The organism is Telluria sp. ZB4P36 (assembly GCF_059685865.1).
This window is the reverse complement of the sequence record NZ_JCASIE010000029.1, coordinates 13,233-36,734: the sequence shown is the minus strand read 5'-3', so window position 1 is coordinate 36,734 and position 23,502 is coordinate 13,233. Positions and strand designations below refer to the sequence as shown.

Genomic DNA, 23,502 nt, shown 5'->3' with positions numbered 1-23,502 from the left:
GCCGGCCCTGTCAGCGACCGCTGTGACGGGGATAGTTCTCGAACGATCGTTGAGGAGGCCGGTCGGCCGCCTGCGTGACGGCGACCGGCTCCTGCGGAATCGCTACCGCTTCGAACGGCCGCAGCGCTGCCGCGCCTGACGGTTCTCGCGCCTTTGCAGATGCAGCGCCGGCGGACGGCACCGGCACCGCAGCGTCAGCGTGGACAGGCATCTGCGAGCGCGCATGCCAGGCGGCACCCAGCCAGATGCCGGCGGCAAGCGCTGCGACCGCCGCAAGCCAGCCTCCGGCCACCTTTCCGATCCGGCTCATTCGAAGATGTGCAGCCATAGATCGTTACCGAGGCCGTTGTCGTTGATGGCCCGCTCGAAGGCGTCTTTCGGGTATTTTTGGTTCTTGCCCGAAACGCTGGTATCGTAGCTTCCCTTGACCAGCAACCATTTGCCATAGGGGTCGTGGACGGTGTAGTTCACGCCGTCGTAGCCGGTCACCACCAGGATATGGCCGGGATTGGTGAACCAGCCGTGCACGATCGTGGGCTTGCCCTGGCTGGCGCGCTGGCGCAGCTGGTCGAAGGTACCTGTCTGGGTGCCGTAATCGCGCAAACGGCTGCCCTTTTCGGCGGCGATGGTATTGAAGACGGCGGCGAGGGTCGGCACGGTCTGCTGGACGCCGAAGCGGTTGTTCAGGTAATCGGGGGTGCGCTGTCCCAGGTTCGCCGCGCTCGTCAGGCCGTAGAAGTCCGTGATCATGGCCATCGAGGTAATGCTGCAGGTGCCGCCCGGGTTGGAGGCGTTGGCCAGCTGCGACCAGTAGGGAACGACAGGGCTCGGTACCGGCTCGGAAGGCGTGGCAAGGTAGTTGGTCACGGTATTGTTTCCGGCACCGCAGGCGGCCTCGGTGAACGTGTTGCGATTCCAGTCGATCTGCGCCCAGTCGTTCCAGATAGCGGTCGGCGTTCCGCCGCCCGGAATGCGCCAGATCGACGCGTTCGGTCCCGCCACGTTCATGAAGGTCTCGAGCTGGGGACCGGTGATCTGGTCATACTCGGTCGAGACGATATTCCAGATCGGCTTGGCCGCGCCCAAGCGCCTGTATTCGCAATTGGTCGCTTCGATCCATTTCTTCGGATCGGCCATGTAACTGCTTCCCCAGACCTCCAGATAGGTTTGCGGCATATGGAAGTCGACATACTTGTCGATCAAATCGACGCGCATGCCGTGGTACTCCGGGTTGCCCCAGGTCGTCGCCCCGATCGGGAAGCTGGACGCGGCGCCGGCGATCAGCCCGGCAGTCTTGGCGCGGTCGCGTGCGGCTTGGAATTCCTGGAACAGCGTTTCGAGCGTGCCGGTCTGGTTGTTGAATTCCACCTCGACGTCGCTGACGAAGCCCACATAACCGTACTTCGCGGCCTGGTACAAGGCATCGGCCTGCGCGGTCGCGTTGTTCGGCCGGTTGTACGCCCAGGCCCATGGTTCGATGCCGCGCGCGCGGTAAATGTCGGTCGTCGACTTCAAGCAGGCATCGGGGAACAGCGAGCAGGCCGAAGCGCCGTCCGCGATCTTGATGTAGATCCGCTTGACGCCCAGCGCCTTGAGCTGGTCGGCGATCTGGGTGTGGGTCTTGCCGAGCTGGTCGGCATAAAAGAGCCAGGCGCCGTACTTGTTGCCGACCGCCGGCGCCGGCGCCGACGTACTCTTCACGCGCAGGTAGAAGTCCGAGTTCCAGCGGTTGAGGTAGCAGGCCGATCCGCCGCCGAGCGATTCGCAGATCGAGACCTCCTCCGCCGTGAAGTTCCCATGCACGTTGTTCGGTACGCCGTTGCCTTGCTCGAAGCAGTGGCCGCCGTAGGTCGGCGAGCGGACCGACCCCACAGGACAACTGCCGGTGCCCCGCAGGTTCTGGGCGAAGGTCCTCGACCAGCGTTGCACATTGACGGTCTTCCCGTTGACCAGGTAAGGATAGGTCGCCGTGCATGAACCGCCCGCCCCGGCGTTGACGCATCCCTGCACCATCTGGGCAGTAAATGGCCCGAAGGTGTTGGTGGGGGTGACACATGCCGTCGCCGCCGCGTCGAATACCGCCCCGTCGGGACAAAGCGCATGCGCATTCGATATGCCGAACATCAGCGCCGCTCCTGCGGCGAAAGATCTCCAAAATCGCATTTCCGTCTCCTGATGATAAGGCCGCAGCAAGGAAGCCGGGACGAGGGAATTCGCCCGGCCCGGAACGGCCGTGAACCCGTCTTGCGGGTATTTCTGGTTTTTATGTGACTATCTAGCGCGGCGCAGCCCGCAGCACCTGCTTGTGCAGCGCGGTCAGCACCAGCTCCTCCTGGCGCGACAGGGCGGAATAGCTGCCCGGGGTCGCGGCCGGATTGCTGGCGGTACCGCCGATGAGGACGACCATGCCGCTGCGTTCCTCGAAGTTCACGGCGAATACAGAGAGCAGGCCGTAGGCTTCGCCCAGGTGTCCCCAGGCGGAATAGGCCCCGCCCGGCACCAGGCTGCTGCCCGCGCCGGGTGCGCGATCGAAATGCTGGGCGCCGAGCCCCCACTGCGAGAACAGCCCGTGATGCGTGTCGCCGTTGCGTAAGACCGGGTCGTAGCGCCACTGTGTGGAGAACATCTCCCGCAGGCTTGCGGGGGCCAGAAACGCCTTGCCGCGGTGGCGGCCCTCGTCGAGCAGCATCAGCACGATCTTGCCGAGATCATTGGCCGATGCACGCAGCCCCCCGGTCGGGCTGAATACGGTTCCATTGCTGCCGATCACATAACTGTCCAGTCCGGGCGGCTCGGCCGCCTTGCCAGCGCTGAGATCGTCCACCTGTGCGACCCAGGGACCAAGGGGATTCCATCCTGACGAGGCGGGGCTTTGCTTGCGATACAAGGTAGCCAGGCGGCTGGCCGCTGAAGGCGGGAGCGCAGCAACATTGAAGCCGCCGTCCATGTCCAGCGGCGACAGGACGAGACGCTGCATCAGTCGGTCGAAGCGCTCACCCGTCGCGGCCTCCATGACGGTTCCGATCACGCCCCAGTTGAGGTTACTGTAGGCGAAATAGCTTCCTGGCCGATGCTGGTCATCCCAGACGCGCGGCTTGTCCTGCAGGGCCTTCTGGAGTGACAGCGTGGCGCTCCAGCTGTACCCTCCTTCGTCGCGCAAGGAGGATGTATGGCTCAGCAGCATCCGCAAGCTGAGCGGCTGCTCGGGGAAAGCCGGATTACGCAGGCGGAAGCCGAGGTAATCGGAAACGTCCCGGTCGAGCGCCAGCTTGCCTTGTTCGACAAGGCGCATGACGCCCAGGGTAGTGACGAACTTCGATACCGACGCGATGCGATACAGGGTATCGGGGTCGGCAGCCCGGTTCAGCGCCGGGTCGGCCGGGTGGATGAACCGGTAGCCCCAGCCCTGCCGGTAAGCGATCTGGCCGTCCCGAACCGCAAGCACGGCCAGGCTGGGCATTCCGTGCACGGGGTCGGCTACGACTGCGGCAAGGCTGCGGTCGAGCTGCCCCTCCCCGGTGGAGTGCGAAGACGCCAGCCTGGACGGCGGGACCGAGCAGGATGCCATGCACATCGACAGGCACAGGCAGCCGGCAGTTTTCCAGTGTGCGATGCGCATGGCGTGACCCGGTCTTAATAGAACTGATAAGAAAGATTGACGCCAACCGTGCGCGGCTGCGCGAGGATCGGCCGCGCTCCCGTAATGCCGATCGGCTGGGAGGAAACCTGCGCCTTGCTGTTCGCGATGTTCCGCACCCACAGCCCGAGGTCCCAGTTATCCTTGCTCAGCGAAACGTTGCCGTTGAACAAGGAATAGGAAGGGAAGACGGTGGCCGGGACGCCGTTCGTATCGCGGTTGGTGAGCACCGCACCGACGTAGCGGGCATTCAGGCCGGCGCTCAGGTACATCCCGTTGTCGAAGAAGGTGTTGTAGCGAACGCCGGCATTGTGCTTCCACTTCGCCCCGCCGCCCAGGCGGTCTCCTTCATACCAGGTGGTGCAGCCGGTCGTGGTCGACTGGTACAGGCAATGCTTCTTGGTTTCGTCGAACTCGCCCTTGTTGGTGGCGGCGGCGTAGCTCACGCTCCAGTTGGCGTTGACCTTGAAGCGGCTGCTGAATTCGAAGCCCTGGGTATGCGCATCCGGACCGTTCGCGGTGCCGTTGATGGGGAAGCCGTTCTCGACGTCCTGGCTGCGGTAGGTCTGGGTATCGTTCCAGTCGATCCGGTAGATGCTCGTCTCGATGTACAGCTTGCGGTTGAACAGGTACCCCTTGATGCCGAGTTCCTTGTTCAGCGTCGAGTCGGGAGCGTATTCGTTGCCGACCTTGGTGATCTTGTTCGCACCGAAATCGCGGAAGCCATTGACCCCTCCGCGGCGATAGCCCTCCGACAGGGTGGCGTAGGCCAGCAGATTATCGGTGAACTGGTAGGAGGCGTTCAGCTTGTAGTACGATTGTCCGCTGTCGCTCGTGGTGTTGGTCTTGTCGCTGTTTACCAGGTCATAGGTGAAGTCCTTGATGAAGGAACGCGCCGTGTCGTCATACTTGAACAGGCGCCCGCCGACGGTGAACAGCCACCTGTCCGTCGGCCTGTACCCGACTTCACCGAATACTGCAGTTTCCGAATACTTGCTGGCCAGGTCCTCCGTATAGCCCTCGTCGACGCGTCCTCCCTTGGTGGCGCGCTTGATGCCGTTGTAGGCGTCCAGCCCTTCCATCATTTCCGAGAATTTCAGACTCTTGTTGGTACGGGTATAGAACACGCCGGCAATCCAGCTGAATGGACCGTCGCCGTTCGAGGTCAGCCGCGTTTCGTGGCTCAGGCCCGTGTAACGGTTATCGAAGGTCATATAGGCAGAGCGGCCGCTGCTGATCTTCGCGCCGGAGTCGCCGAGCAGGTAGTAGAACACGTGCCCACGGTCGGTGTAGTCGGCCTGGCCCGCGCGCTCGTCGCTGAAGTAGGAAGTCGAGGAATGCAGCTTTGCAAAGCTGAAGTTCCAGTCCAGGTCGATCGAGTCGAGCTTGAACTTGCGGTCCGAGAATTCCTCGTAGCGGGACAGGATGGTATGGTCGTTAACCGCGTAGGGCGTCTTGAACGGATCCGTGTAGAGCGAACAGGGATCCTTGCCCTCCTTGCCGCAACGGTCGCCGTAGCGGTCATTGTTCCAGATCGCCAGCTTTTCCTGCGGCGTAGCGGCATTCGCGATGCCCAGCGGGGTCAGGCTGGCGCCGCTGGTACCATGCGCCAGCTGATCCTGCTGCGTGTGGGCGAAGGTCAGCGACACGTCCTTGTGGAGCTGCCACAGCAGGCTGACCCGCCCGCCGTTCACCTTCTGCCAGTCGTCGTCTTCATAGACGTTCCGGTTGGGATCGGGCTTGGTGACCCAGGTGCCGGCGCCGTTGTTCACGTTCCATGGCGGATTCGAGACGCGGTCGGTATATCCCTTTTCGTCGAGCCGGGCGAGCGATGCGCGCAAGGCGAGCCGCTGGCCCAGGGGCAGATTGACGACGACGTCGGTATCGTTGCTCACGCCGCCATGCTTGGTCTGGTAGAAGCTGGTATTGACCCTGAACTCGGTCTTGTTCAGCCTAGGCTGGTTGGTAATGTAGCGGACAGTCCCACCCAGGCTGCCGCTTCCATACAGCGTGCCTTGGGGGCCGAGCAAGGTTTCCACGCGGGCGATGTCCTTGATGCGGTAACCCATGAATGGCAAGGCAGTGTCGTCCAGGTAATAGGCCAGGGTGGAACGGACGAACTGCTCGATGTTGTTGGCGTTCACCGGCGACACATTCAGCCCGCGCACGGTAACGGAATCGGTGAAACGGGCGCTGTTGCCGGGTGCGCTGATGCTGACGCTTTCCTGGATCAGGCGCTTAGCGTCCGTAATGTTCTCTCGGCGCAGCGCTTCTTCCGAGATGGCGCTGACGTTGTACGGCACCTTCGAGGCCAGCTCGCTGCGCTTGGATGCGGTTACCACGACTTTGGTGATCTTGTCATCTTTCGCCTCGAGCTTCGCGGCGTTCGCGTTTTTCGCATCTTGTGCGGCGGCGGCTGTCGCCGCGACCGGCGCAGCAGGCGCTTCCTGTGCCATGACCTGATGGGCGTACGTTGACAGTAGCGCTGCAGATATGGCTGCGGCAAGCGTGCTTGGTTTGGTCTTCAATGGAGTCTCCCCTCGTTTGTTATGGTTTCTCATCGACGGCATGTGATTTTGCTTAGCCGAAACCATCTTAAGCGGGAGCTTTTTCTACTTGAATAGCCGAGCCCGAAAGTTCAGTTGCCTGGCATGACAAGCAATGAAAGGACAATGCGCCGTCGGGAGGGCGTGCAAAAACTGGTTCTGCCTATGGAAAGCAGGTGAAAGGCGACCCGGGCCGCTGGTCCTGCAGGAATATGGCGCAGTGCGATTCAAGCACATGAAATGGTCGCTTCATGCCATAACTTCAAGATATCGGCCGCCAGGGAGTACAGGCGCGCCGTGCACACTCGCCGATCGCATCGATCAGCGCGAGTGCTTCGCGCGGCAAGTCGGCTTCCTCACGCTGCAACAGCCAAAGGCAGACCGGAAACCGGGGAATGGAGGGTCGCGTCTGCAGGCTCATTGATCTCGCGGTAAAGGGATCGATCAGGCTGAGTCCATGGCCGGATGCGGCAAGGGCAGCTGCCAGCTGGTGTGTTTGCGCGACCGTCGGCCGATTCCACGTAAGGGCATGGGCATCCACGGCGGCCAGCACCATGCATTCGAGGGGGTCGCTGGGTGCAATGCCCACGAGCTGGTCAAGTATCTCGGCCAATGGCAGCGCATCGTTGCAACCCTGCTGCCAGGTACCGGGCCGGGCCGCCACCAGCATATGGTATTCTGCCAGCAGGCGTGCCTGGATCCCTTCCGTCTTCGGGTTCTGCAAGCTGATTCCGAAGTCGGCCTCGCCCAGCAGGATCCGGCGAAGCATCGCGGCCGTGTGATCGCTCGACACCTCGCAGTCTGCGTAAGGAAAGTGCCGGCGCCAACGCATCATGGCATCCGGCAGAAGCGCCGTGGACAGTGAAGGCGTCGCCATCACGCGTACGAGCCTGGCCGCGCGACGCGGCAAGGCGGCGGCAACGCGCCGCACCGACTGCAGATGCAGCACAAGCTTGCCGGTTTCCAGGTGGAGCGTTCGCGCCTCGGGGGTCGGCACCAGCCTTCCGGACTGCCGAATGAACAGCGGGAGTCCCAGCTGGAGTTCGAAGTGCTGGAGCACCTTCGACACCGAGCCCTGAGAGATGGAGAGCGCCGTGCTTGCAGCGCTTATCGTGCCGACTTCCATGAGGGTGTTGAATACTTCCAGATGGCGCAATCGCATCAAGGCTCCGTACATGTTAAGCGTCGATATTCACCGGACCGGCAGCAAAACCTGGAACCATCCAAGTTTTTCCTTATCGCAAGTGCCAGCACCCGCGTGCTTTTGATACACTCGGACAAGACCGCGATCATGCGGAAAATCATGTTAGCGTTCCGATTACATTGCAAGAATGACCAGCGCAACAAGTACATTTGAGTCCAGGGGCAAGCAAGCAGAGGGTGTCAGCCAGTTCATTGGCGCGGTTACGGACAGCGACATACGGCTGTTGCGGATTTTTTGCACCGTCGTCTCGGCTGGCGGATTGTCTGCCGCAACCGGCGAACTGCAGGCAGACCTGTCGACGGTCAGCCGATATCTGAAGGAGCTGGAAGACACCGTCGGCACGCGTTTGTGCAATCGCGGCCGCTCCGGATTTTCATTGACGCCGCATGGCGTGCTCGTGCACAGCGCGGCACAGGAACTGTTCCGCGCCCTTCAGACTTTCCGCGAGGGGATCAACAGCCTGCACGCGGATCCGGTGGGTGAGCTCAAACTCGGCGTCATGGACGCACTCCTGTCCGATCCTCAATTCCGCATGCCCGCGGCATTGCACGCCTATCGATCCAAGGCACCGCGCGTCCGTATCAGCCTGTCGGTCAGCAGACCTCTGGACATCGAGCGGCAGGTTCTCAATGGCGCACTCGATGCCGGTGTCGTCGCATCGGTCGAGCGCCTGGCCGGCTTGCGCTACCATCCCCTGTACAAGGAAACGAGCAGCCTGTACTGCTCCGAACGCCATCCGCTGTACTTCAAAAACGATCCGGCGATCCATGTCGGCGATATCGGACTCCTCGACCTCGTCGAGGATCCCTATACCGAGAGCATGCCGGAACAAGCCTGGGCCTCCGTTTTCCGGCGCGCAGCAAGGGCGGACAGCCTGGAGGGAGTCGCTCTCCTCGTCAAAAGCGGCGACTATGTCGGCTTCCTGCCTGACCACTACGCGCACATGCTGAAATCGACCGGCGGCTACCGCAGCATCCGTCCGGACCTGTTCCGCTATGAGCAGGGGATCGACCTCGTCTGGCGCAACGGTCCGATGAACCCTTTTGTCCAGGGCGTTGTTGCTGAACTGTTCGCAGGTATCGTCGTCTCTCCGTCGCGACCGTCAAGCAGCGCCTGACGCCCGGATGATACGCGCCAGTTTCTCGAACAAGGGATCGATCTGCGCTTCGGGCACGGCCGCGTAGCCGAGCATCAGCCCTTTTCTTGCCGTGGCAGGATCTGCATAGTAGGCAGAAAGCGGACGCGTCAGGATCTGCTCGCTTCCCGCAGCCGCGCTGACGCGCGCGTCGTCCGCGTCGTCCTTCAGCCCCAGGACGAGATGCAGTCCCGCAGTGCCGCCGCTGATCGCCGCGCCGGCGCCGAGGTGGTGCCGGATCGCCCCCTGGAGGCAACGCAGCCGCTGCGCGTACAGCTGCCGCATGCGCCGGACATGCGAGGAAAAATATCCATCCCGGATAAAGTCGGCCAGAACCGCGTGCAGGAAGCCCTGTCCATCACGGAACAGCTCGGCATTTGCGCGCACGAAACTCGGTGCCAAGGGTGGGGGCACGACCATGAAGCCGATGCGAAGACCCGGGAACAAGGTCTTGCTGAAGGTACCAAGATAGATTACCCGGTCGGCCTGGTCCAGACCCTGCAGCGAGGCCAGCGGTGGCCCCGCGTAGCGGAACTCGCTGTCGTAGTCGTCTTCGACGATCCACACCCTGTGCCGGGCCGCATACTCCAGCAGCAGGCGGCGGCGGGTCAGGCTCATCACGGACCCGAGCGGGTACTGGTGCGACGGGGTCACGAAGATGAAGCGCGGAGGCGTGCGCATCGCCGCGTCATCGAGGCGCATGCCTTCACCGTCGACCGGGACGGCACGGGGCTGCAGTCCGCTCGAACGGATCACGTTGCGGGTGCCCCAGTAACAGGGATCTTCGACCCAGGCGCTGTCGCCGCTCTCCCCCAGGAGCATGGAAACCAGCTGCATCGACTGGTGCGTGCCCGTCGTCACGATCACCTGGTCGGCGGTGCAGTTGACCGAACGTGCCGTGCGCAGATGGCCGGCGATGGCCTCGCGCAAGGGGCGGTACCCGGCGCCATCGCCATAGGTCAGCAGGCCCGGCGCGGCGCAGCGCCAGTGCCGCTGCTGAAGCTTGTTCCAGACCTCGTGTGGGAAGCGGGTGAGATCCGGGATGCCGGGCATGAACGCGCCCCACTGCATCGCGCCGGCCCCGACGCCCGACAGCAGCCTGCTGCCGCGTGCGCTCAGCGCCCCCGCCAACTCTTCCTTCTCCGCTCCCGGACGCGCACATGCCAGGCGCGCCATGTCGGGCTCGGTATCGGCCACGTAGGTGCCGTCGCCGGTGCGCGCCACCAGATAACCCTCCGCGCCCAGCTGTTCGTAGGCGTAGCTGACGGTATTGCGCGACACCGCCAGGTCTGCCGCCAGTGCGCGCGAAGGAGGCATCCGCAAGCCGGCGTCAATGACACCGGCGAGGATACCGTCGCGCAGCAAGGCATAGATCTGCCGGTTCATCGGCTGGCTCGCGCCGCGTTCCAGGTGCGTCTGCAGATAGTCGGAAATCGATACCTCACTCATATTGGCTCCATTGATTAGAGGCCAATGGCCCTATCTCATGAGTCCATCATATCCTACGATAGTTCCGCCAAGAACTTTTATCAGGGAGATACCATGAATAACGCCGAGCTGGCACAGCGCAAGGCCGCCGCCACTCCACGCGGCGTCGGTGTCATGTGCGATTTTTATGCCCAACGCGCCCACAATGCGGAGTTGTGGGATGTCGAGGGCCGCCGCTTCATCGATTTCGCCAGCGGCATTGCGGTGCTCAACACCGGCCACTGCCACCCCCGTCTGATGGCGGCCATGCGCAAACAGCTCGAGAAGTTTACCCACACGGCCTACCAGATCGTTCCTTACGAGAGCTACGTCAGTCTGGCCGAGCGCATCAACGCCCTGGCGCCGGGAGACTTCGCAAAGAAGACCGCGCTGTTCTCCACCGGCGCCGAGGCGGTGGAGAACGCCATCAAGATCGCCCGCGCCCACACGGGCCGCAGCGGTGTGATCGCCTTCAGCGGCGGTTTTCATGGCCGCACGATGATGGGGATGGCCTTGACCGGCAAGGTGTTCCCCTACAAGGCGGGGTTCGGGCCCTTCCCCGGCGAAACCTATCACGTGCCCTTCCCGGTGCCCCTGCACGGCGTTCGCGTGGAGGACTCGCTGGCGGCGATCGGGGCGCTGTTCCGTTCCGACATCGATCCGCAACGCGTAGCGGCGATCATCATCGAGCCGGTCCAGGGCGAGGGAGGCTTCTATCCAGCTCCCCCGGAGCTCATGCGGGCCCTGCGTCGTCTCTGCGACGAGCACGGCATCGTACTGATCGCAGACGAAGTACAGACCGGCTTCGCCCGCACCGGCAAGACCTTCGCAATGCAGCACTATGATGTCGCGCCCGACCTGACCACGATGGCGAAGAGTCTTGCTGGGGGCATGCCGCTGTCTGCCGTGTGCGGACGCGCCGAGATCATGGATGCACCGGCTCCGGGCGGTTTGGGCGGAACCTATGCCGGCAACCCGCTTGCGGTCGCCTCGGCCCATGCGGTGCTGGACGTGATCGTGGAAGAGGGCTTGAACGAACGCGCCGTGGCATTGGGCGCGCGCCTGGCGCGCGTGCTGAACGGCCTGCGCCGGTCGGTACCCCAGATCGCCGAAGTGCGGGGATTGGGCGCCATGGTGGCCGTCGAATTCAACAAGCCGGGAAGCGGCGAGCCGGATCCGGATTTCACCAGGAAAGTCCAGCAGCAGGCACTTGCCTCGGGACTGCTCCTGCTGAGCTGTGGGGTATTCGGCAACGTGATCCGCTTCCTGTTCCCGCTCACGATCGAGGAAGAGGTGATGGAAGAAGCGCTTGCCATCCTCTCCGCGGCCATGCACGCCTGAAACCGACCAGGAGAAGAACGACATGCCAGTCCTGAAAGATCCCGGCTTGTTCAAGCAGCAAGGCTATATCGACGGCGTCTTTTGCGACGCCGACGATAAGCGTGTCATCGAAGTCAGCAACCCTGCCAACGGCGAGCTGCTCGGCACGGTGCCTGCCATGGGCGCCGCAGAGACGGCACGCGCAGTGGCGGCAGCCGATGCGGCGTGGCCAGGCTGGCGCGCCAGGACCGCCAAGGCGCGCGCCGGCATACTGCGCGCCTGGTACGAGCTGATCATGGCTCATGCCGAGGACCTGGCCCTCATGATGACGCTCGAGCAGGGCAAGCCGCTCAAGGAAGCCCGGAGCGAAATCGGATACGCCGCGTCCTTCATCGAGTGGTTTGCGGAGGAAGCGAAACGGGTGTCCGGCGATACCCTGCCCTCGCCCTGGGACGACCGGCGCCTGCTGGTTATCCGGGAGCCGATCGGTGTCTGTGCCGCCATCACGCCCTGGAATTTCCCGGCTGCGATGATTACCCGCAAGGTCGGGCCGGCGCTGGCGGCGGGCTGCACGATCGTGCTCAAGCCGGCCGAGGCAACGCCCTACTCGGCGCTGGCGCTGGCGCTGCTGGCCGAGCGCGCCGGCGTGCCTGCCGGTGTGTTCAACGTGGTCACCGGCGAGGCGCGCGCCATCGGCGCCGAACTGTGCGCCAATCCGGTCGTACGCAAGCTCAGCTTCACCGGATCGACCGAAGTGGGCCGCATCCTGATGCGGCAGTCGGCACCCACCGTCAAGAAGCTGTCGCTGGAACTGGGCGGCAACGCGCCTTTCATCGTATTCGCCGACGCCGATCTCGATGCAGCGGTCGAGGGCGCGATCGCGTCGAAGTATCGCAATGCCGGCCAGACCTGCGTCTGCGCCAACCGCATCTACGTGCAGGACGGCGTCTATGACGCCTTCGCGGAAAAGCTTGCCTCGGCCGTCGCGCTGCTCAAGGTAGGCCCCGGCATCGGGCCGGACGTCGACCAGGGCCCGCTGATCGACAACCGCGCGCTGGAAAAGGTCGAGCGGCACGTGAGCGACGCCCTGGCCAAGGGAGCGCAGCTGCTCGTGGGAGGCCGCCGTCATCCACTGGGCGGCACGTTTTTCCAGCCGACCGTGCTGGCCGGCGTGACGAGTGACATGCTGCTGGCGCACGAGGAGACGTTCGGCCCGGTCGCTCCGCTGTTCCGGTTCCATGCCGAAGACGAGGTGCTGGAACTGGCAAACGCCACCGAGTTCGGCCTGGCCAGCTACTTTTATACACGCGACATCGCCCGGGTCTGGAGGATGGCCGAACGCCTGGAGTCCGGCATGGTCGGCATCAATACCGGCCTGATCTCGAACGAAGTGGCGCCCTTCGGCGGCGTCAAGCAGTCGGGCCTCGGCCGCGAAGGATCGACGTACGGCATCGACGACTACCTCGTCGTGAAATACCTGTGCATGGGCGTCGGCTGAGGCGGCGAAGGAAACTTTCCGTTTTTTCAATGTTCAGTTGCACAACCAGCTATTCTTCGAACCCGATGGCAAGGCTAGACTTCCGTCATCATTGCGCTGCAAGCAGGAGCCCCGAGTGACGAACGCCATAAGAAAACATTTCGAAGACGTCAAGCTGTTCCCCTATTGGCTGGACAGTCCGGCAGCGCCGCCGGTCGAGCGCGAGCTGATCGGCCCGCTCGAAGCGGACCTGGCGATCGTGGGCGGCGGCTTCACCGGCCTGTGGGCTGCCATCCAGGCCAAGGAACTGATGCCGCACCTGGAGGTGGTGCTGATCGAAGCCGGCAAGGTCGCCTATGGCGCCTCGGGCCGCGCCGGGGGCATCATTTCCACGTCGATCATGCACGGCCTGCCGAATGCCACCCGGGTGTTTCCGAAGGACCTGGACATCCTGGAGCGGTTCGGCCACGAAAACCTGGACGGTTTCAAGGCCAGCGTGGCACGCTACGGTATCGATGCCGACCTGGAATGGAATGGCGAAATGACGGTGGCGGTCGATCACAGGCACCTTCCGCACCTGCGCGAAGACTATGAATTGCATCGCAGGCACGGTCACGACGTCGTCCTGCTGGACCGCGAACAGGCCCAGGCCCAGCTCGCGTCCCCTGTCTACGCCGGAGCGATGTGGTCGCGTAACCGCAGCGGCATCGTCCATCCGGCCAAGATGGCCTGGGGCCTGAAGGCCGCGGCGCGCTCCCTGGGCGTGCGCCTGTACGAGATGTCGCCGCTCACCCGACTGGAAGACTGCGGAGACACGATGCTGATCCATACCCAGGCCGGACGCGTACGCGCTTCCCGCGTCCTGCTCGGGACCGGTACTGCGCAGGTGGGAATCAGCGACATCCGAAGCCGCGTCATGCAGGTGCGCGATCATGTCGTGGCGACCCACCCGCTGACGCGCGAGCAGATGGACCGGATCGGCTGGAAGAACCGCCAGGGGGTCTACGATACCCGTACCCAGCTGAACTACTACCGCCTGACAAAGGACAACCGCATCATCTTCGGCGGGCTGGTGAGCTACCATTTCGGCGGCAACGACAATCCCGCGGGCGACCGTAATGAAGCCACTTATTTCAAGCTCGGCCAGGCCTTCCTCAAGACCTTCCCCCAGCTGCGCGACGTCGGCTTTTCGCATGCATGGGGCGGGCCGATCGACTACTGTTCGCGCGGCGCCGTATTCACACGGCGCTATTTCGGGGACAAAGTGGTGTACGTGGCCGGCTACACCGGTTTCGGCATTGCCGGAAGCCGCTTCGGCGCTCTGATGGGGCTGAATATCCTGTACGACCGCGACACGCCTGAACGCAGGCTCGACATCTCGACCCAGGGCCCGTCCTGGATCCCGCCCGAGCCTTTACGCTGGGCCGGCGCCAAGATCACCTTCCACGCGTTCGACGGCGCCGACGAACAAGGCGGCTGGAAGCGGATGTGGATCAACGGGATCAAGCGCATCGGCTTCCCCATGTAGCCCCCCGTCCGTGCCACTTCCCCGACAAACAAGGACCCATCGCATGCAAACACCCGAATTCAATCAACCGCTGGGCGGCAACGTCATGCCGCGCAGCGGCGGCATCGCCACCATGATGCGCCTTCCCCACGTCGCCACAGCGCGAGACCTGGACGTCTGCTTCGTCGGCGTGCCCTTCGACCTCGGCACCTCCAACCGCAGCGGCGCGCGTCTCGGACCGCGCCAGGTGCGCAGCGAGTCCGTACTGTTGCGTCCATATAACATGGCGACCCGCGCCGCGCCCTTCGATTCCCTGCAGGTGGCGGACATCGGCGACGTGGCGATCAATCCCTACAACCTGCTCGACTCGATCGACCGGATCGAGCAAGCCTACGACGCCATCCTGGCCCACGACTGCACCCCCATCTCGCTCGGCGGCGACCATACCATCACCTTGCCGATCCTGCGCGCCATCGCCCGCAAACATGGACCGGTGGCGCTGGTGCACATCGACGCCCATGCCGACGTCAACGACACCATGTTCGGCGAGAAGATCGCCCACGGTACGCCGTTCCGGCGCGCGGTCGAAGAAGGACTGCTGCAATGCGAGTACGTGACCCAGATCGGGCTGCGCGGCACCGGCTACGAAGCGGAGGACTTCGACTGGTGCAGGCGCCAGGGTTTCCGCGTGGTGCAGGTCGAGGAATGCTGGAACCGCTCGCTGGCGCCGCTGATGGAAGAAGTCCGCAGGCGCGTGGGCGATCGTCCGGTTTACCTCAGCTTCGACGTGGACGGCATCGATCCGGCCTTCGCGCCCGGCACCGGCACGCCGGAAATCGGGGGGCTCACGGTCACCCAGGGCCTGGAAATCGTGCGCGGCATGCGCGGCCTGAACATCGTCGGGGCCGACGTGGTGGAGGTCGCTCCGGCCTACGACCACGCCGGTGTCACCTCGCTGCTGGCGGCCAACCTGGCGTTCGAGATGCTGTGCGTGCTGCCTGGCGTGAAGTATCGATAGGACCCGACGCCATGACCTTGATTGAATCAAGCCGGCATTTCATTACCGGGCCGGCCGAGCTGGCCAGGCAGCTGCGGGACGGCACTGCCTTGACCCTCCCGGGCGCCCTGATCCACGGCGTCTGCGAAAGCGGCACCGGCGCGCAACAGCCCGTATTCGACCCATCGACCGGCGCCCCGGTCGCCTGGTTCAACGCCGCGCAGCCGGGCCAGGTCGAACGCGCCGTGCAGGCAGCGAAGCGGGCGTTGCCCGGGTGGCGCAGCCATAACCGGCTGGAACGGGCGCGGGTGTTGCGCGCGATCGCCGCACGCATCGAACAGGATCGCGATGTCCTGGCCACGCTCCAGATCCATGGCAACGGCAAGCCGGCCGGCGAGGCCGAGGTCGACGTGCTGGACGCGATCAACACCTTCCGCTACTACGGCGACCTGTGCGCCGGCATGAACAAGCTGCAGGCCGAGGACCTGGACCTGGGCGTCGGCAGCTACAGCGCGAGGATGCACTACGAACCCTGCGGCGTGGTTGCGCTGGTGGTGCCATGGAACTTCCCGATGGTGACCACCGCGTGGAAGCTGGCCGCCGCACTCGCCGCGGGCTGCACCGTGGTCCTCAAGCCCAGCGAACTGACCCCGGTCGCCGAGCTGGCCCTGGCCCGCCTGGTCCACGACGCCGGCCTGCCGGCCGGGGTGCTGAATCTCGTGTGCGGCGGTCCGGAGACCGGACGTGCGCTGGTGCGCCACCCGGACATTGCCAAGGTGTCCTTCACCGGCAGCACCGAAGTCGGCGCCGCCGTCATGCGCGACTGCGCAGACCGTACCGCCCGTGTCAGCCTGGAACTGGGCGGCAAGTCGGCGCTGATCGTATGCGCCGACGCCAACCTGTCGCTGGCCGCCGAGCTGGCCCTGGGCGGCGCCTTCTGCAACGCCGGACAGATGTGTTCCGCCACCTCGCGCATCCTGGTGCAGGAAAGCGTGTACGACGAATTCCTCTCGCGCATCCAGGCCGGCGTGGCCGCCGTCCAGGTCGGAGGCCGCCTGCACCCGGAGGCAAATATGGGGCCCTTGATCAGCGCGTACCAGAAGGAACGTGTTGAACGCTACATCGAGGCTGCCCGCGCCGACCGTATCCCCCTGGTGGCCGAAGGCGCTTTGCCTGCCGGCATCGAAGGCGGCTACTTCGTAGCGCCGCGGGTCTATGCCGACGTGACGCCCACCCATCCCTTGTGGACCGACGAGATCTTCGGCCCCGTCGCCTGCCTGCGCCGCTTCAAGACCACCGACGAGGCGGTAAGGATCGCCAACGACAGTGAATACGGCCTGGTCGCCACCATCGTGACCGAGGACGCGCAGCTGGCCGACTCCATGTCGCAGAACCTGCAGGTGGGCCTGGTCTGGATCAACACTCCCCAAGTGATCTTCACTGGCACGTCCTGGGGCGGATTCAAGCGCAGCGGCCTCGGACGCGAACTTGGCGTCGCCGGCATGCGCGCCTTCCAGGAAACGAAGCAGGTGCTGCGCACAAGCTGAAGCAACGATACATTCGACACGAAGCACTACGATATCCAGGAGACCAACATGAGCAAGACCGTAGCCGACATCATCGTCCTCGACGCAGGACTCGCCCAGTTCCAGAAACTCGACTATGGCATGGACGAAGGCGACTGGCGCGCCGCCAGTGGCCGCAACGCCGCATATTCGGTCGGTCTGTGGGAAGGAAAACCGGGGGAAGTCGATTTCCCCGCCATGCCCTACGACGAAGCCTGCTGGATCGCGGCCGGCCGCATCGCCTTGATCGACCAACAGGGTGGACGGCGCGAATTCGGCCCCGGCCAGGGCTACCTGCTGCCCAAGGGCTTCGCCGGGCGCTGGGTCACGCTGGAGGAGGCGCGCAAGTTCTACGTCGTGCTGGAGTAAGCGCAGCGGCGATCCGCCACCCGCCGCGAGAGGCGCCGGACGATCGGCATGCCCGATGCCCTGCCCTTCCAGACCACCAGGAGAACCGACTTGATCACAGCGACATCCTCCCTGATCCGACGTTGCACCAGCTTCGGGGCCGCCGCCTTGCTGGCCTGCTCCAGTGCGTGCGCCCAGGAAGAGAAGGTCCTCAACATCTATAATTGGGCCGAGTACATTGGCCCCGAAACGGTCGCCAATTTCGAAAAGGAAACCGGCATCAGGGTGCGCTACGACGTCTACGACAGCAACGAGATCCTCCACGCCAAGCTGGCCGGTGGACGCACCGGTTATGACATCGTGGTGCCGAACTCGGTCTGGGCCAGGATGCAGATCGACGCCGGCCTGTTCCAGAAGCTGGACAAGCGCCAGCTGAGTAACCTGGTCAACCTCGATCCCGACATCCAGGGCCAGATCGCCAGGATCGATCCAGGCAACCAGTATCTGGTGAGCTGGCTGTGGGGTTACACCACGATCGGCATCAACGTCGACAAGGTCAAGGCGGCGCTCGGCAAGCAGCCGATGCCGGCCAATTCCTGGGACCTGCTCTTCAAACCAGAGTACGTCTCGAAGCTTAGTTCCTGCGGCGTGTCGATGCTCGATGCCGCATCCGAAGTGCTGCCATCGGCCTTGCACGCAATCGGCAGGAACCCCTATTCGAGAAACCAGGCCGACTACCAGGCTGCCTTCGCGGCATTGCAAAGGATCCGGCCCTACGTTACCCTGTTCTCGACCACCGGCTATATCAACGACATGGCCAATGGATCGGTATGCGTGGCCCTTGGCTGGTCCGGCGACATCAACGCGGCGCGCCAGCGTGCCATCGACAACCGCACCGGACAGAATATCGAAGCCCTGGTGCCACCCAACGGTGGCCTCCTGACCTTCGAGTCGATGGCGATCCCGGCCGATGCCCCCCACCCGAAGAACGCCCATCTATGGATCAACTACATCCTGCGTCCGGAAGTGCATGCCGCGATCACCAACAAGGTCCTGTACGCGAACGCGAACAAGGCGTCGCTCAAGCACGTCAAGCCGTCCATCGCCGGCAACAAAGCGGTATTCCTGGCGCCGGATGACATGAGGAAAATGGTCGCCCCCGATACGGTCGATTCGTACACCAGGCGCCTGATGACCCGCCTGTACACCCGTTTCAAGACCCGGATGTGAAGCCGTGGCGGCCCGGCCGCCGCAAGGCGCGATACACATCCCCGGATGCACTGGAGAAGATATGGCGGAACATAATCAGTACAACAGCTTGCGCGACAATGGCAGCTTCCTGTCGATCGAAGGATTGACCAAGAGGTACGACCAGTCCGTAACGGCGGTCGACGATATTCATCTGAGCGTCGGGAAAGGCGAGATCTTCGCCCTGCTCGGCAGCTCGGGCTGCGGCAAATCCACCTTGCTGCGCATGCTGGCCGGCTTCGAGACGCCGAGCTCGGGCCGCATCCTGCTGGCGGGGCAGGACATCGCGGCCCTGCCGCCGTATGAACGTCCGATCAACATGATGTTCCAGTCCTACGCCCTGTTCCCACACCTGTCGGTCTGGGACAACATCGCGTTCGGCTTGCGCCGCGAAGGCCTGCCGAAGCGCGACATCACCGAACGCGTCGAACAGAACCTGCGGCTGGTCCAGCTGGACGCCTATGCGCGGCGCAAGCCGCACCAGCTGTCCGGCGGCCAGCAGCAGCGCGTGGCGCTCGCCCGGTCGCTGGCCAAGCGCCCACGGCTCCTGCTGCTGGACGAACCGCTCGGGGCGCTCGACAGGAAGCTTCGCGAGCAGACCCAGCTCGAGCTGGTGCGCATCATCCAGCAAGTCGGCGTCACATGCGTCATGGTGACGCACGATCAGGAAGAAGCGATGACGATGGCTTCGCGCATCGCCATCATGAACAACGGACGAATTCTCCAGGTGGGCACGCCCGAAGACATCTACGAATCGCCCACTTGCCGCTTCGTGGCCGATTTCATCGGCAACGTCAACCTGTTCGAGGGCAGTTTCGCCGATGTCCGGCCCGACCACGCCCTGATCCGTACCGGCAACTGCGCGATTCGCGTCGGCCGAGGCGTCGCCGGCGCGCGGGGAGCGGCTGCAGGCGTGGCGCTGCGGCCGGAAAAGATCTCGATCTCGCGGCACCCGGTCGACCAGCGCCATAACACCGTGCCCGGCACGATCGAAGAGTTGTCCTACTACGGCAAGCTGACCACCTTTCATGTGCGCCTGGGCGACGGCCAGCGCGTCAGGGTGACGCACCTGAATCACTACCGCCACGACGACCTCGGCTTCAACCCGGGCGACGGGGTGCACCTGTACTGGAGCGACGACGCGATGGTCGTCGTCACCCAGTAGGGGCATGCGGATGAGCGCATTGCGATTCTCCCTGCTGCGCCATGGCGGTCGGCGCCTGGTGCTGGCCCCACCCATGCTGTGGCTGCTCGCCCTGATAGGCATTCCGGCACTGATCGTCCTGCAGTTCAGCATTTCGCAGATGGACGTCGTCACTGCGGCCCGTCCCTGGTCGTACGCGGACGGCGTGCTGAACCTGCGTGTCGACTTCAGGAACTACCTGTTCCTGTTCAGTGACCCGCTGTACGTGTCGGCTTATCTGTCGTCGGTCAAGTATGCCCTGGTTACCACCGCATGCTGCCTCCTGATCGGCTATCCCTTTGCCTGGTTCATGGCCCGTTCGCCCGAACACCTGCGGCCCTTGCTGCTGATGGCCGTCATGCTGCCGTTCTGGACTTCCTTCCTGATCCGCATCTATTCATGGAAAGGCCTGCTGGCCAACAACGGCGTTGTCAACAACGTGCTGCTCGGCCTCGGCATGATCCAGGAGCCGCTCGCGATATTGCACACGCCGTTTTCACTCAGCTTGGGAATGGTCTATACCTACCTTCCCTTCATGATCCTGCCGCTTTACACCACCCTGCAAAAGCTCGACTGGCGCCTGCTCGAGGCCGCTGCCGACCTGGGGGCGAAGCCCTGGCAGACGTTCTGGCTCGTGACCGTGCCGCTGTCGAAGAACGGCATCATTGCCGGCGCCATGCTGGTGTTCATCCCCTCCGTCGGGGAATACGTGATCCCGGAGCTGCTCGGCGGTCCGGAAACCTTGATGATCGGACGCGTCCTGTGGGATGAGTTCTTCGGGAATAATGACTGGACCATGGCCTCGGCCGTCGCCGTACTCATGATCGTTCTGGTGCTGGTCCCGATCGCGCTATTCAACAAGGCGCAGGAACGCAGTGCGGGAGGCCGGCGATGAACAAGTGGTTTCCGCGCGCCTGGATGGCCGCCGTGTTCGCCTTCCTTTACCTTCCCATCGTGTCGCTGGTCGTGTTCTCGTTCAACGAGTCGCCGCTGGTGACGGTATGGAGCAGGTTCTCCCTGAAGTGGTACGAGGCCCTGCTGCGCGACCGCGAACTGTTGGATAGTCTCTTCCTCTCGCTCAAGATCGCCTTTTTCTGCGGATTGCTGTCCCTGGTGCTCGGCACCCTGGGCGCCTACGCTTTGGTGCGATTCGGAAGCTTTCGGGGCCGTACCCTGTTTGGCGGCATGCTGAACATGCCATTGGTGATGCCCGAGGTAATTCTCGGCCTGTCGGTCATGCTGCTGCTGGTATCGGTGCAGGACTGGTTCGGCCTCGGCCAGCGCAGCTGGATTGCGATCCTCGTCGGCCATACCCAGCTCGGCATGGCCTATGCCGCCGTCGTCATCGCGGCACGCTTGCGCGAACTCGACGCTTCGCTCGAGGAAGCGGCGCAGGACCTGGGAGCGCGTCCGCTGCAGGTGTTCTTCCTGGTCACCCTGCCCCTGATCGCTCCGGCACTGGTCTCGAGCTTCCTGCTGACCTTTACACTGTCGTTCGACGATGTGGTGATCTCCGCCTTCCTCGCCGGCCCCGGTGCTACGACTATGCCGGTGGTAATTTTCTCGCGCGCCAAGTTTGGGATGAACCCGACCATTAATGCAGTTGCGGCCGTGACAATCCTTGTCGTCACGCTCTGCGTGATTCTGTCGACACTGGCTGAAGCAAGGAGGCGACGCCCGCGTCTGCGAGAGCAGCGCGCGGGTTTGGCGGCTCGGCCAAACCGAGCATGCGGGGAGGAGGCCCTGCTTGACCTGCCGAGGGCGCCGTCTTCCCGGTCTGCCGCGCCGGGCCTGTCGCATTTACGGCAAGAACAACCCGAGCAGAGCCCATAAGGGAATCCGCTCGACATCGCTCGAGACCTACGGCATACGCGGCCTCGCCGGACACAAGGCTTTTTGATCGAGCATACGGGTAAGATGACAAGCCGTTCCGGCAGCGATGAATGCAACGGAATCGCTTGTCGGCAATAAAGGCGGCTATTGGCGCCGGCGCCTTGCGCGCTTGAGTCGGCCCTCTTTTACTTGGGGCCCTGAGGGTGCGCGGGCGCCGCTGAACAACGCGGTCATTCGACCGCCTTGACCATCGATTCGATCACCTTCTTGGCGTCGCCGAAGACCATCATCGTGTTCGGCTGGTAGAACAGGTCGTTGTCCAGGCCCGCGTAGCCGGAAGCCATCGAGCGCTTGTTGACGATGATGCTCTTGGCTTTGTAGGCCTCGAGGATCGGCATGCCGGCGATCGGCGATTTGGGATCCTTGGCCGCCGGGTTCACCACGTCGTTCGCGCCCAGCACCAGCACCACGTCGGTCTGGCCGAACTCGCCGTTGATGTCTTCCATCTCGACCACCTGGTCGTAAGGCACTTCGGCCTCGGCCAGCAGCACGTTCATGTGGCCCGGCATGCGGCCGGCCACCGGGTGGATCGCGTAGCGCACCTGGACGCCGTGCTCGGTCAGCTTGTCGACCAGTTCCTTCACCGAGTGCTGGGCGCGCGCCACCGCCAGGCCGTAGCCGGGGACGATGATCACCGATTCCGCATTCTGCAGGATGAAGGCGGCGTCGTCCGCCGAGCCGGATTTCACCGGTCGCTGCTCCTTGGCGCCGTCCTCAATCACCACCGCCTCGCCGCCGAAGCCGCCCAGGATCACGTTGAAGAAGGAGCGGTTCATCGCCTTGCACATGATGTACGAGAGGATCGCGCCGCTCGAGCCCACCAGCGAGCCGGCGATGATCAGCATCGAGTTGTTCAGCGAGAAGCCGATGCCCGCCGCCGCCCAGCCGGAATAGGAATTCAGCATCGACACCACCACCGGCATGTCGGCGCCGCCGATCGGGATGATGATCAGCACGCCCAGCACGAAGGACAGCGCGGCCATGATGATGAAGGGGGTCCAGGCCGGCGCCACGTTGGCGTCGAAGCAGAACATCAGACCCAGCGCGATGATCGCGATCGCCAGCACCAGGTTCAGGATGTGCTGCCCGGCGAAGCGCACCGGCGCGCCCTGGAACAGGCGGAACTTGTACTTGCCCGACAGCTTGCCGAAGGCGATCACCGAACCCGAGAAGGTCACCGCGCCCACGAAGGTGCCGATGAACAGTTCCAGGCGGTTGCCGAAGGGGAGCGGGGTGTCGCGGGTGGCGATGTTGAAGGCCCAGGGCTCGGACACCGCGGCGATCGCGATGCAGACCGCGGCTAGGCCGATCAGCGAGTGCATCGCCGCGACCAGCTCCGGCATCTTGGTCATCTCGACCTTCTTCGCCGCCACCGCGCCGATGGCGCCACCGACCACCACGCCAAGGATCACCAGCGGGAAACCCATGCCGCGGCCGGTCGCCAGTTCGGCCTGCAGCTTGAAGATCAGGGCCACCGTGGTCAGCACGGCGATCGCCATCCCGGCCATGCCGAAGGTATTCCCGAGGCGCGCCGTCGACGGCGAGGACAGGCCCTTGAGCGCCTGGATGAAGCAGATCGAGGCCACCAGGTAGAGCAGGGTCACGGCATTCATGCTGATGAAGTTCATGCCCGTTCCTCCGCCGCAGCCTTGGCAGCCGGATCGCCGGACCGCTTGGGCTCCTTCTTCTTGAACATCTCGAGCATGCGGCGCGTGACCATGAAGCCGCCGAACACGTTCACCGCGGCCAGCGCCACCGCGAGGGTGCCGGATACCTGCCCGGCCAGCCCTTCGGTGAGGCCGGCGGCCAGCATGGCGCCGACGATGATGATGGCCGAGATCGCGTTGGTCACCGCCATCAGCGGCGTGTGCAGCGCGGGGGTGACGTTCCAGACCACGTGGTAGCCGACGTAGATCGCCAGCACGAAGATGATCAGGTTGATGATGGTATGGCTGATTTCCATGCTTTTCTCTTA

General features: G+C 63.9%; 19 protein-coding genes. 11 read left to right on the top strand and 8 right to left on the bottom strand.

The features are described from left to right. Positions 1-10: 10 nt before the first annotated feature. The 5 genes from AC56LK_RS23800 to AC56LK_RS23780 form a co-directional block, all read right to left on the bottom strand. The gene (locus AC56LK_RS23800) at positions 11-310 is read right to left on the bottom strand and encodes a hypothetical protein (protein ID WP_497186930.1); all 300 of its coding nucleotides are present in this window, start codon (positions 308-310) and stop codon (positions 11-13) included. Beyond that, positions 307-2,124, bottom strand: coding sequence for a C39 family peptidase (locus tag AC56LK_RS23795; protein ID WP_497186929.1), 1,818 nt, complete (start codon positions 2,122-2,124; stop codon positions 307-309). Before AC56LK_RS23795 ends, AC56LK_RS23800 begins: the two co-directional genes overlap by 4 nt. Before the next feature lie 151 nt (positions 2,125-2,275). Further along, on the bottom strand, positions 2,276-3,619 hold the full coding sequence (locus tag AC56LK_RS23790; protein ID WP_497186928.1) for a serine hydrolase domain-containing protein: 1,344 nt from the start codon (positions 3,617-3,619) through the stop codon (positions 2,276-2,278). A gap of 14 nt (positions 3,620-3,633) precedes the next feature. Next, positions 3,634-6,093, bottom strand: coding sequence for a TonB-dependent receptor (locus tag AC56LK_RS23785; protein ID WP_497186927.1), 2,460 nt, complete (start codon positions 6,091-6,093; stop codon positions 3,634-3,636). 352 nt (positions 6,094-6,445) lie between these two features. After that, positions 6,446-7,345 (bottom strand): LysR family transcriptional regulator, encoded by a 900-nt coding sequence (locus AC56LK_RS23780; protein ID WP_497186926.1) that lies wholly within the window; start codon positions 7,343-7,345, stop codon positions 6,446-6,448. Between the two features lie 169 nt (positions 7,346-7,514). Between AC56LK_RS23780 and AC56LK_RS23775 the strand changes: the two genes are divergently transcribed. Then, positions 7,515-8,504, top strand: coding sequence for a LysR family transcriptional regulator (locus AC56LK_RS23775; protein ID WP_497186925.1), 990 nt, complete (start codon positions 7,515-7,517; stop codon positions 8,502-8,504). On the opposite strand, the gene pdxR is transcribed toward AC56LK_RS23775, so the two are convergent. Next, on the bottom strand, positions 8,490-9,971 hold the full coding sequence (gene pdxR / locus AC56LK_RS23770; RefSeq protein WP_497186924.1) for a MocR-like pyridoxine biosynthesis transcription factor PdxR: 1,482 nt from the start codon (positions 9,969-9,971) through the stop codon (positions 8,490-8,492). The genes AC56LK_RS23775 and pdxR overlap by 15 nt on opposite strands. A gap of 93 nt (positions 9,972-10,064) precedes the next feature. Between pdxR and AC56LK_RS23765 the strand changes: the two genes are divergently transcribed. The 10 genes from AC56LK_RS23765 to AC56LK_RS23720 all read left to right on the top strand — a co-directional run bounded on the left by AC56LK_RS23765 (position 10,065) and on the right by AC56LK_RS23720 (position 21,467). Further along, positions 10,065-11,330: a 4-aminobutyrate--2-oxoglutarate transaminase gene (locus AC56LK_RS23765; protein ID WP_497186923.1), complete on the top strand. Its 1,266-nt coding sequence runs from the start codon at positions 10,065-10,067 to the stop codon at positions 11,328-11,330. Between the two features lie 22 nt (positions 11,331-11,352). Next, the gene (locus AC56LK_RS23760) at positions 11,353-12,807 is read left to right on the top strand and encodes an NAD-dependent succinate-semialdehyde dehydrogenase (RefSeq protein ID WP_497186922.1); all 1,455 of its coding nucleotides are present in this window, start codon (positions 11,353-11,355) and stop codon (positions 12,805-12,807) included. A 115-nt stretch (positions 12,808-12,922) separates the two neighbouring features. Continuing rightward, entirely contained in the window at positions 12,923-14,314 is a 1,392-nt protein-coding gene (locus tag AC56LK_RS23755) for an NAD(P)/FAD-dependent oxidoreductase (RefSeq protein ID WP_497186921.1), read from the top strand. Between the two features lie 43 nt (positions 14,315-14,357). Then, positions 14,358-15,311 carry an agmatinase gene (speB, locus tag AC56LK_RS23750; protein WP_497186920.1) on the top strand — a complete coding sequence of 318 codons (954 nt, stop codon included), beginning with the start codon at positions 14,358-14,360 and terminating at the stop codon, positions 15,309-15,311. Positions 15,312-15,322: 11 nt separating this feature from the next. Beyond that, the gene (locus AC56LK_RS23745; RefSeq protein ID WP_497186919.1) at positions 15,323-16,837 is read left to right on the top strand and encodes an aldehyde dehydrogenase family protein; all 1,515 of its coding nucleotides are present in this window, start codon (positions 15,323-15,325) and stop codon (positions 16,835-16,837) included. A 48-nt stretch (positions 16,838-16,885) separates the two neighbouring features. Then, positions 16,886-17,224: a cupin domain-containing protein gene (locus tag AC56LK_RS23740; protein ID WP_497186918.1), complete on the top strand. Its 339-nt coding sequence runs from the start codon at positions 16,886-16,888 to the stop codon at positions 17,222-17,224. A gap of 93 nt (positions 17,225-17,317) precedes the next feature. Next, complete coding sequence (locus AC56LK_RS23735; RefSeq protein ID WP_497186937.1) at positions 17,318-18,433, top strand: polyamine ABC transporter substrate-binding protein; 1,116 nt, start codon at positions 17,318-17,320, stop codon at positions 18,431-18,433. Between the two features lie 61 nt (positions 18,434-18,494). Further along, a complete protein-coding gene (locus AC56LK_RS23730) occupies positions 18,495-19,616 on the top strand; it encodes an ABC transporter ATP-binding protein (RefSeq protein WP_497186917.1) in 1,122 nt (373 codons plus the stop codon). 4 nt (positions 19,617-19,620) lie between these two features. Then, on the top strand, positions 19,621-20,529 hold the full coding sequence (locus AC56LK_RS23725; protein WP_497186916.1) for an ABC transporter permease subunit: 909 nt from the start codon (positions 19,621-19,623) through the stop codon (positions 20,527-20,529). Then, positions 20,526-21,467 (top strand): ABC transporter permease, encoded by a 942-nt coding sequence (locus tag AC56LK_RS23720; RefSeq protein ID WP_497186915.1) that lies wholly within the window; start codon positions 20,526-20,528, stop codon positions 21,465-21,467. Before AC56LK_RS23725 ends, AC56LK_RS23720 begins: the two co-directional genes overlap by 4 nt. Positions 21,468-21,697: 230 nt before the next feature. On the opposite strand, the gene AC56LK_RS23715 is transcribed toward AC56LK_RS23720, so the two are convergent. Together AC56LK_RS23715 and AC56LK_RS23710 are read right to left on the bottom strand one after the other, a co-directional pair. Beyond that, on the bottom strand, positions 21,698-23,155 hold the full coding sequence (locus AC56LK_RS23715; protein WP_497186914.1) for an NAD(P)(+) transhydrogenase (Re/Si-specific) subunit beta: 1,458 nt from the start codon (positions 23,153-23,155) through the stop codon (positions 21,698-21,700). Further along, the gene (locus AC56LK_RS23710; protein ID WP_497186913.1) at positions 23,152-23,490 is read right to left on the bottom strand and encodes an NAD(P) transhydrogenase subunit alpha part 2; all 339 of its coding nucleotides are present in this window, start codon (positions 23,488-23,490) and stop codon (positions 23,152-23,154) included. Before AC56LK_RS23710 ends, AC56LK_RS23715 begins: the two co-directional genes overlap by 4 nt. Between the last annotated feature and the right edge of the window lie 12 nt (positions 23,491-23,502).

Coding starts and splice junctions, on each gene's coding strand:
- AC56LK_RS23800 (WP_497186930.1), bottom strand. CDS start 310: ATGAGCCGGATCGGAAAGGTGGCCGGAGGCTGGCTTGCGGCGGTCGCA.
- AC56LK_RS23795 (WP_497186929.1), bottom strand. CDS start 2,124: ATGTTCGGCATATCGAATGCGCATGCGCTTTGTCCCGACGGGGCGGTA.
- AC56LK_RS23790 (WP_497186928.1), bottom strand. CDS start 3,619: ATGCGCATCGCACACTGGAAAACTGCCGGCTGCCTGTGCCTGTCGATG.
- AC56LK_RS23785 (WP_497186927.1), bottom strand. CDS start 6,093: ATGGCACAGGAAGCGCCTGCTGCGCCGGTCGCGGCGACAGCCGCCGCC.
- AC56LK_RS23780 (WP_497186926.1), bottom strand. CDS start 7,345: ATGCGATTGCGCCATCTGGAAGTATTCAACACCCTCATGGAAGTCGGC.
- AC56LK_RS23775 (WP_497186925.1), top strand. CDS start 7,515: ATGACCAGCGCAACAAGTACATTTGAGTCCAGGGGCAAGCAAGCAGAG.
- pdxR (WP_497186924.1), bottom strand. CDS start 9,971: ATGAGTGAGGTATCGATTTCCGACTATCTGCAGACGCACCTGGAACGC.
- AC56LK_RS23765 (WP_497186923.1), top strand. CDS start 10,065: ATGAATAACGCCGAGCTGGCACAGCGCAAGGCCGCCGCCACTCCACGC.
- AC56LK_RS23760 (WP_497186922.1), top strand. CDS start 11,353: ATGCCAGTCCTGAAAGATCCCGGCTTGTTCAAGCAGCAAGGCTATATC.
- speB (WP_497186920.1), top strand. CDS start 14,358: ATGCAAACACCCGAATTCAATCAACCGCTGGGCGGCAACGTCATGCCG.
- AC56LK_RS23745 (WP_497186919.1), top strand. CDS start 15,323: ATGACCTTGATTGAATCAAGCCGGCATTTCATTACCGGGCCGGCCGAG.
- AC56LK_RS23740 (WP_497186918.1), top strand. CDS start 16,886: ATGAGCAAGACCGTAGCCGACATCATCGTCCTCGACGCAGGACTCGCC.
- AC56LK_RS23730 (WP_497186917.1), top strand. CDS start 18,495: ATGGCGGAACATAATCAGTACAACAGCTTGCGCGACAATGGCAGCTTC.
- AC56LK_RS23725 (WP_497186916.1), top strand. CDS start 19,621: ATGCGGATGAGCGCATTGCGATTCTCCCTGCTGCGCCATGGCGGTCGG.
- AC56LK_RS23720 (WP_497186915.1), top strand. CDS start 20,526: ATGAACAAGTGGTTTCCGCGCGCCTGGATGGCCGCCGTGTTCGCCTTC.
- AC56LK_RS23715 (WP_497186914.1), bottom strand. CDS start 23,155: ATGAACTTCATCAGCATGAATGCCGTGACCCTGCTCTACCTGGTGGCC.
- AC56LK_RS23710 (WP_497186913.1), bottom strand. CDS start 23,490: ATGGAAATCAGCCATACCATCATCAACCTGATCATCTTCGTGCTGGCG.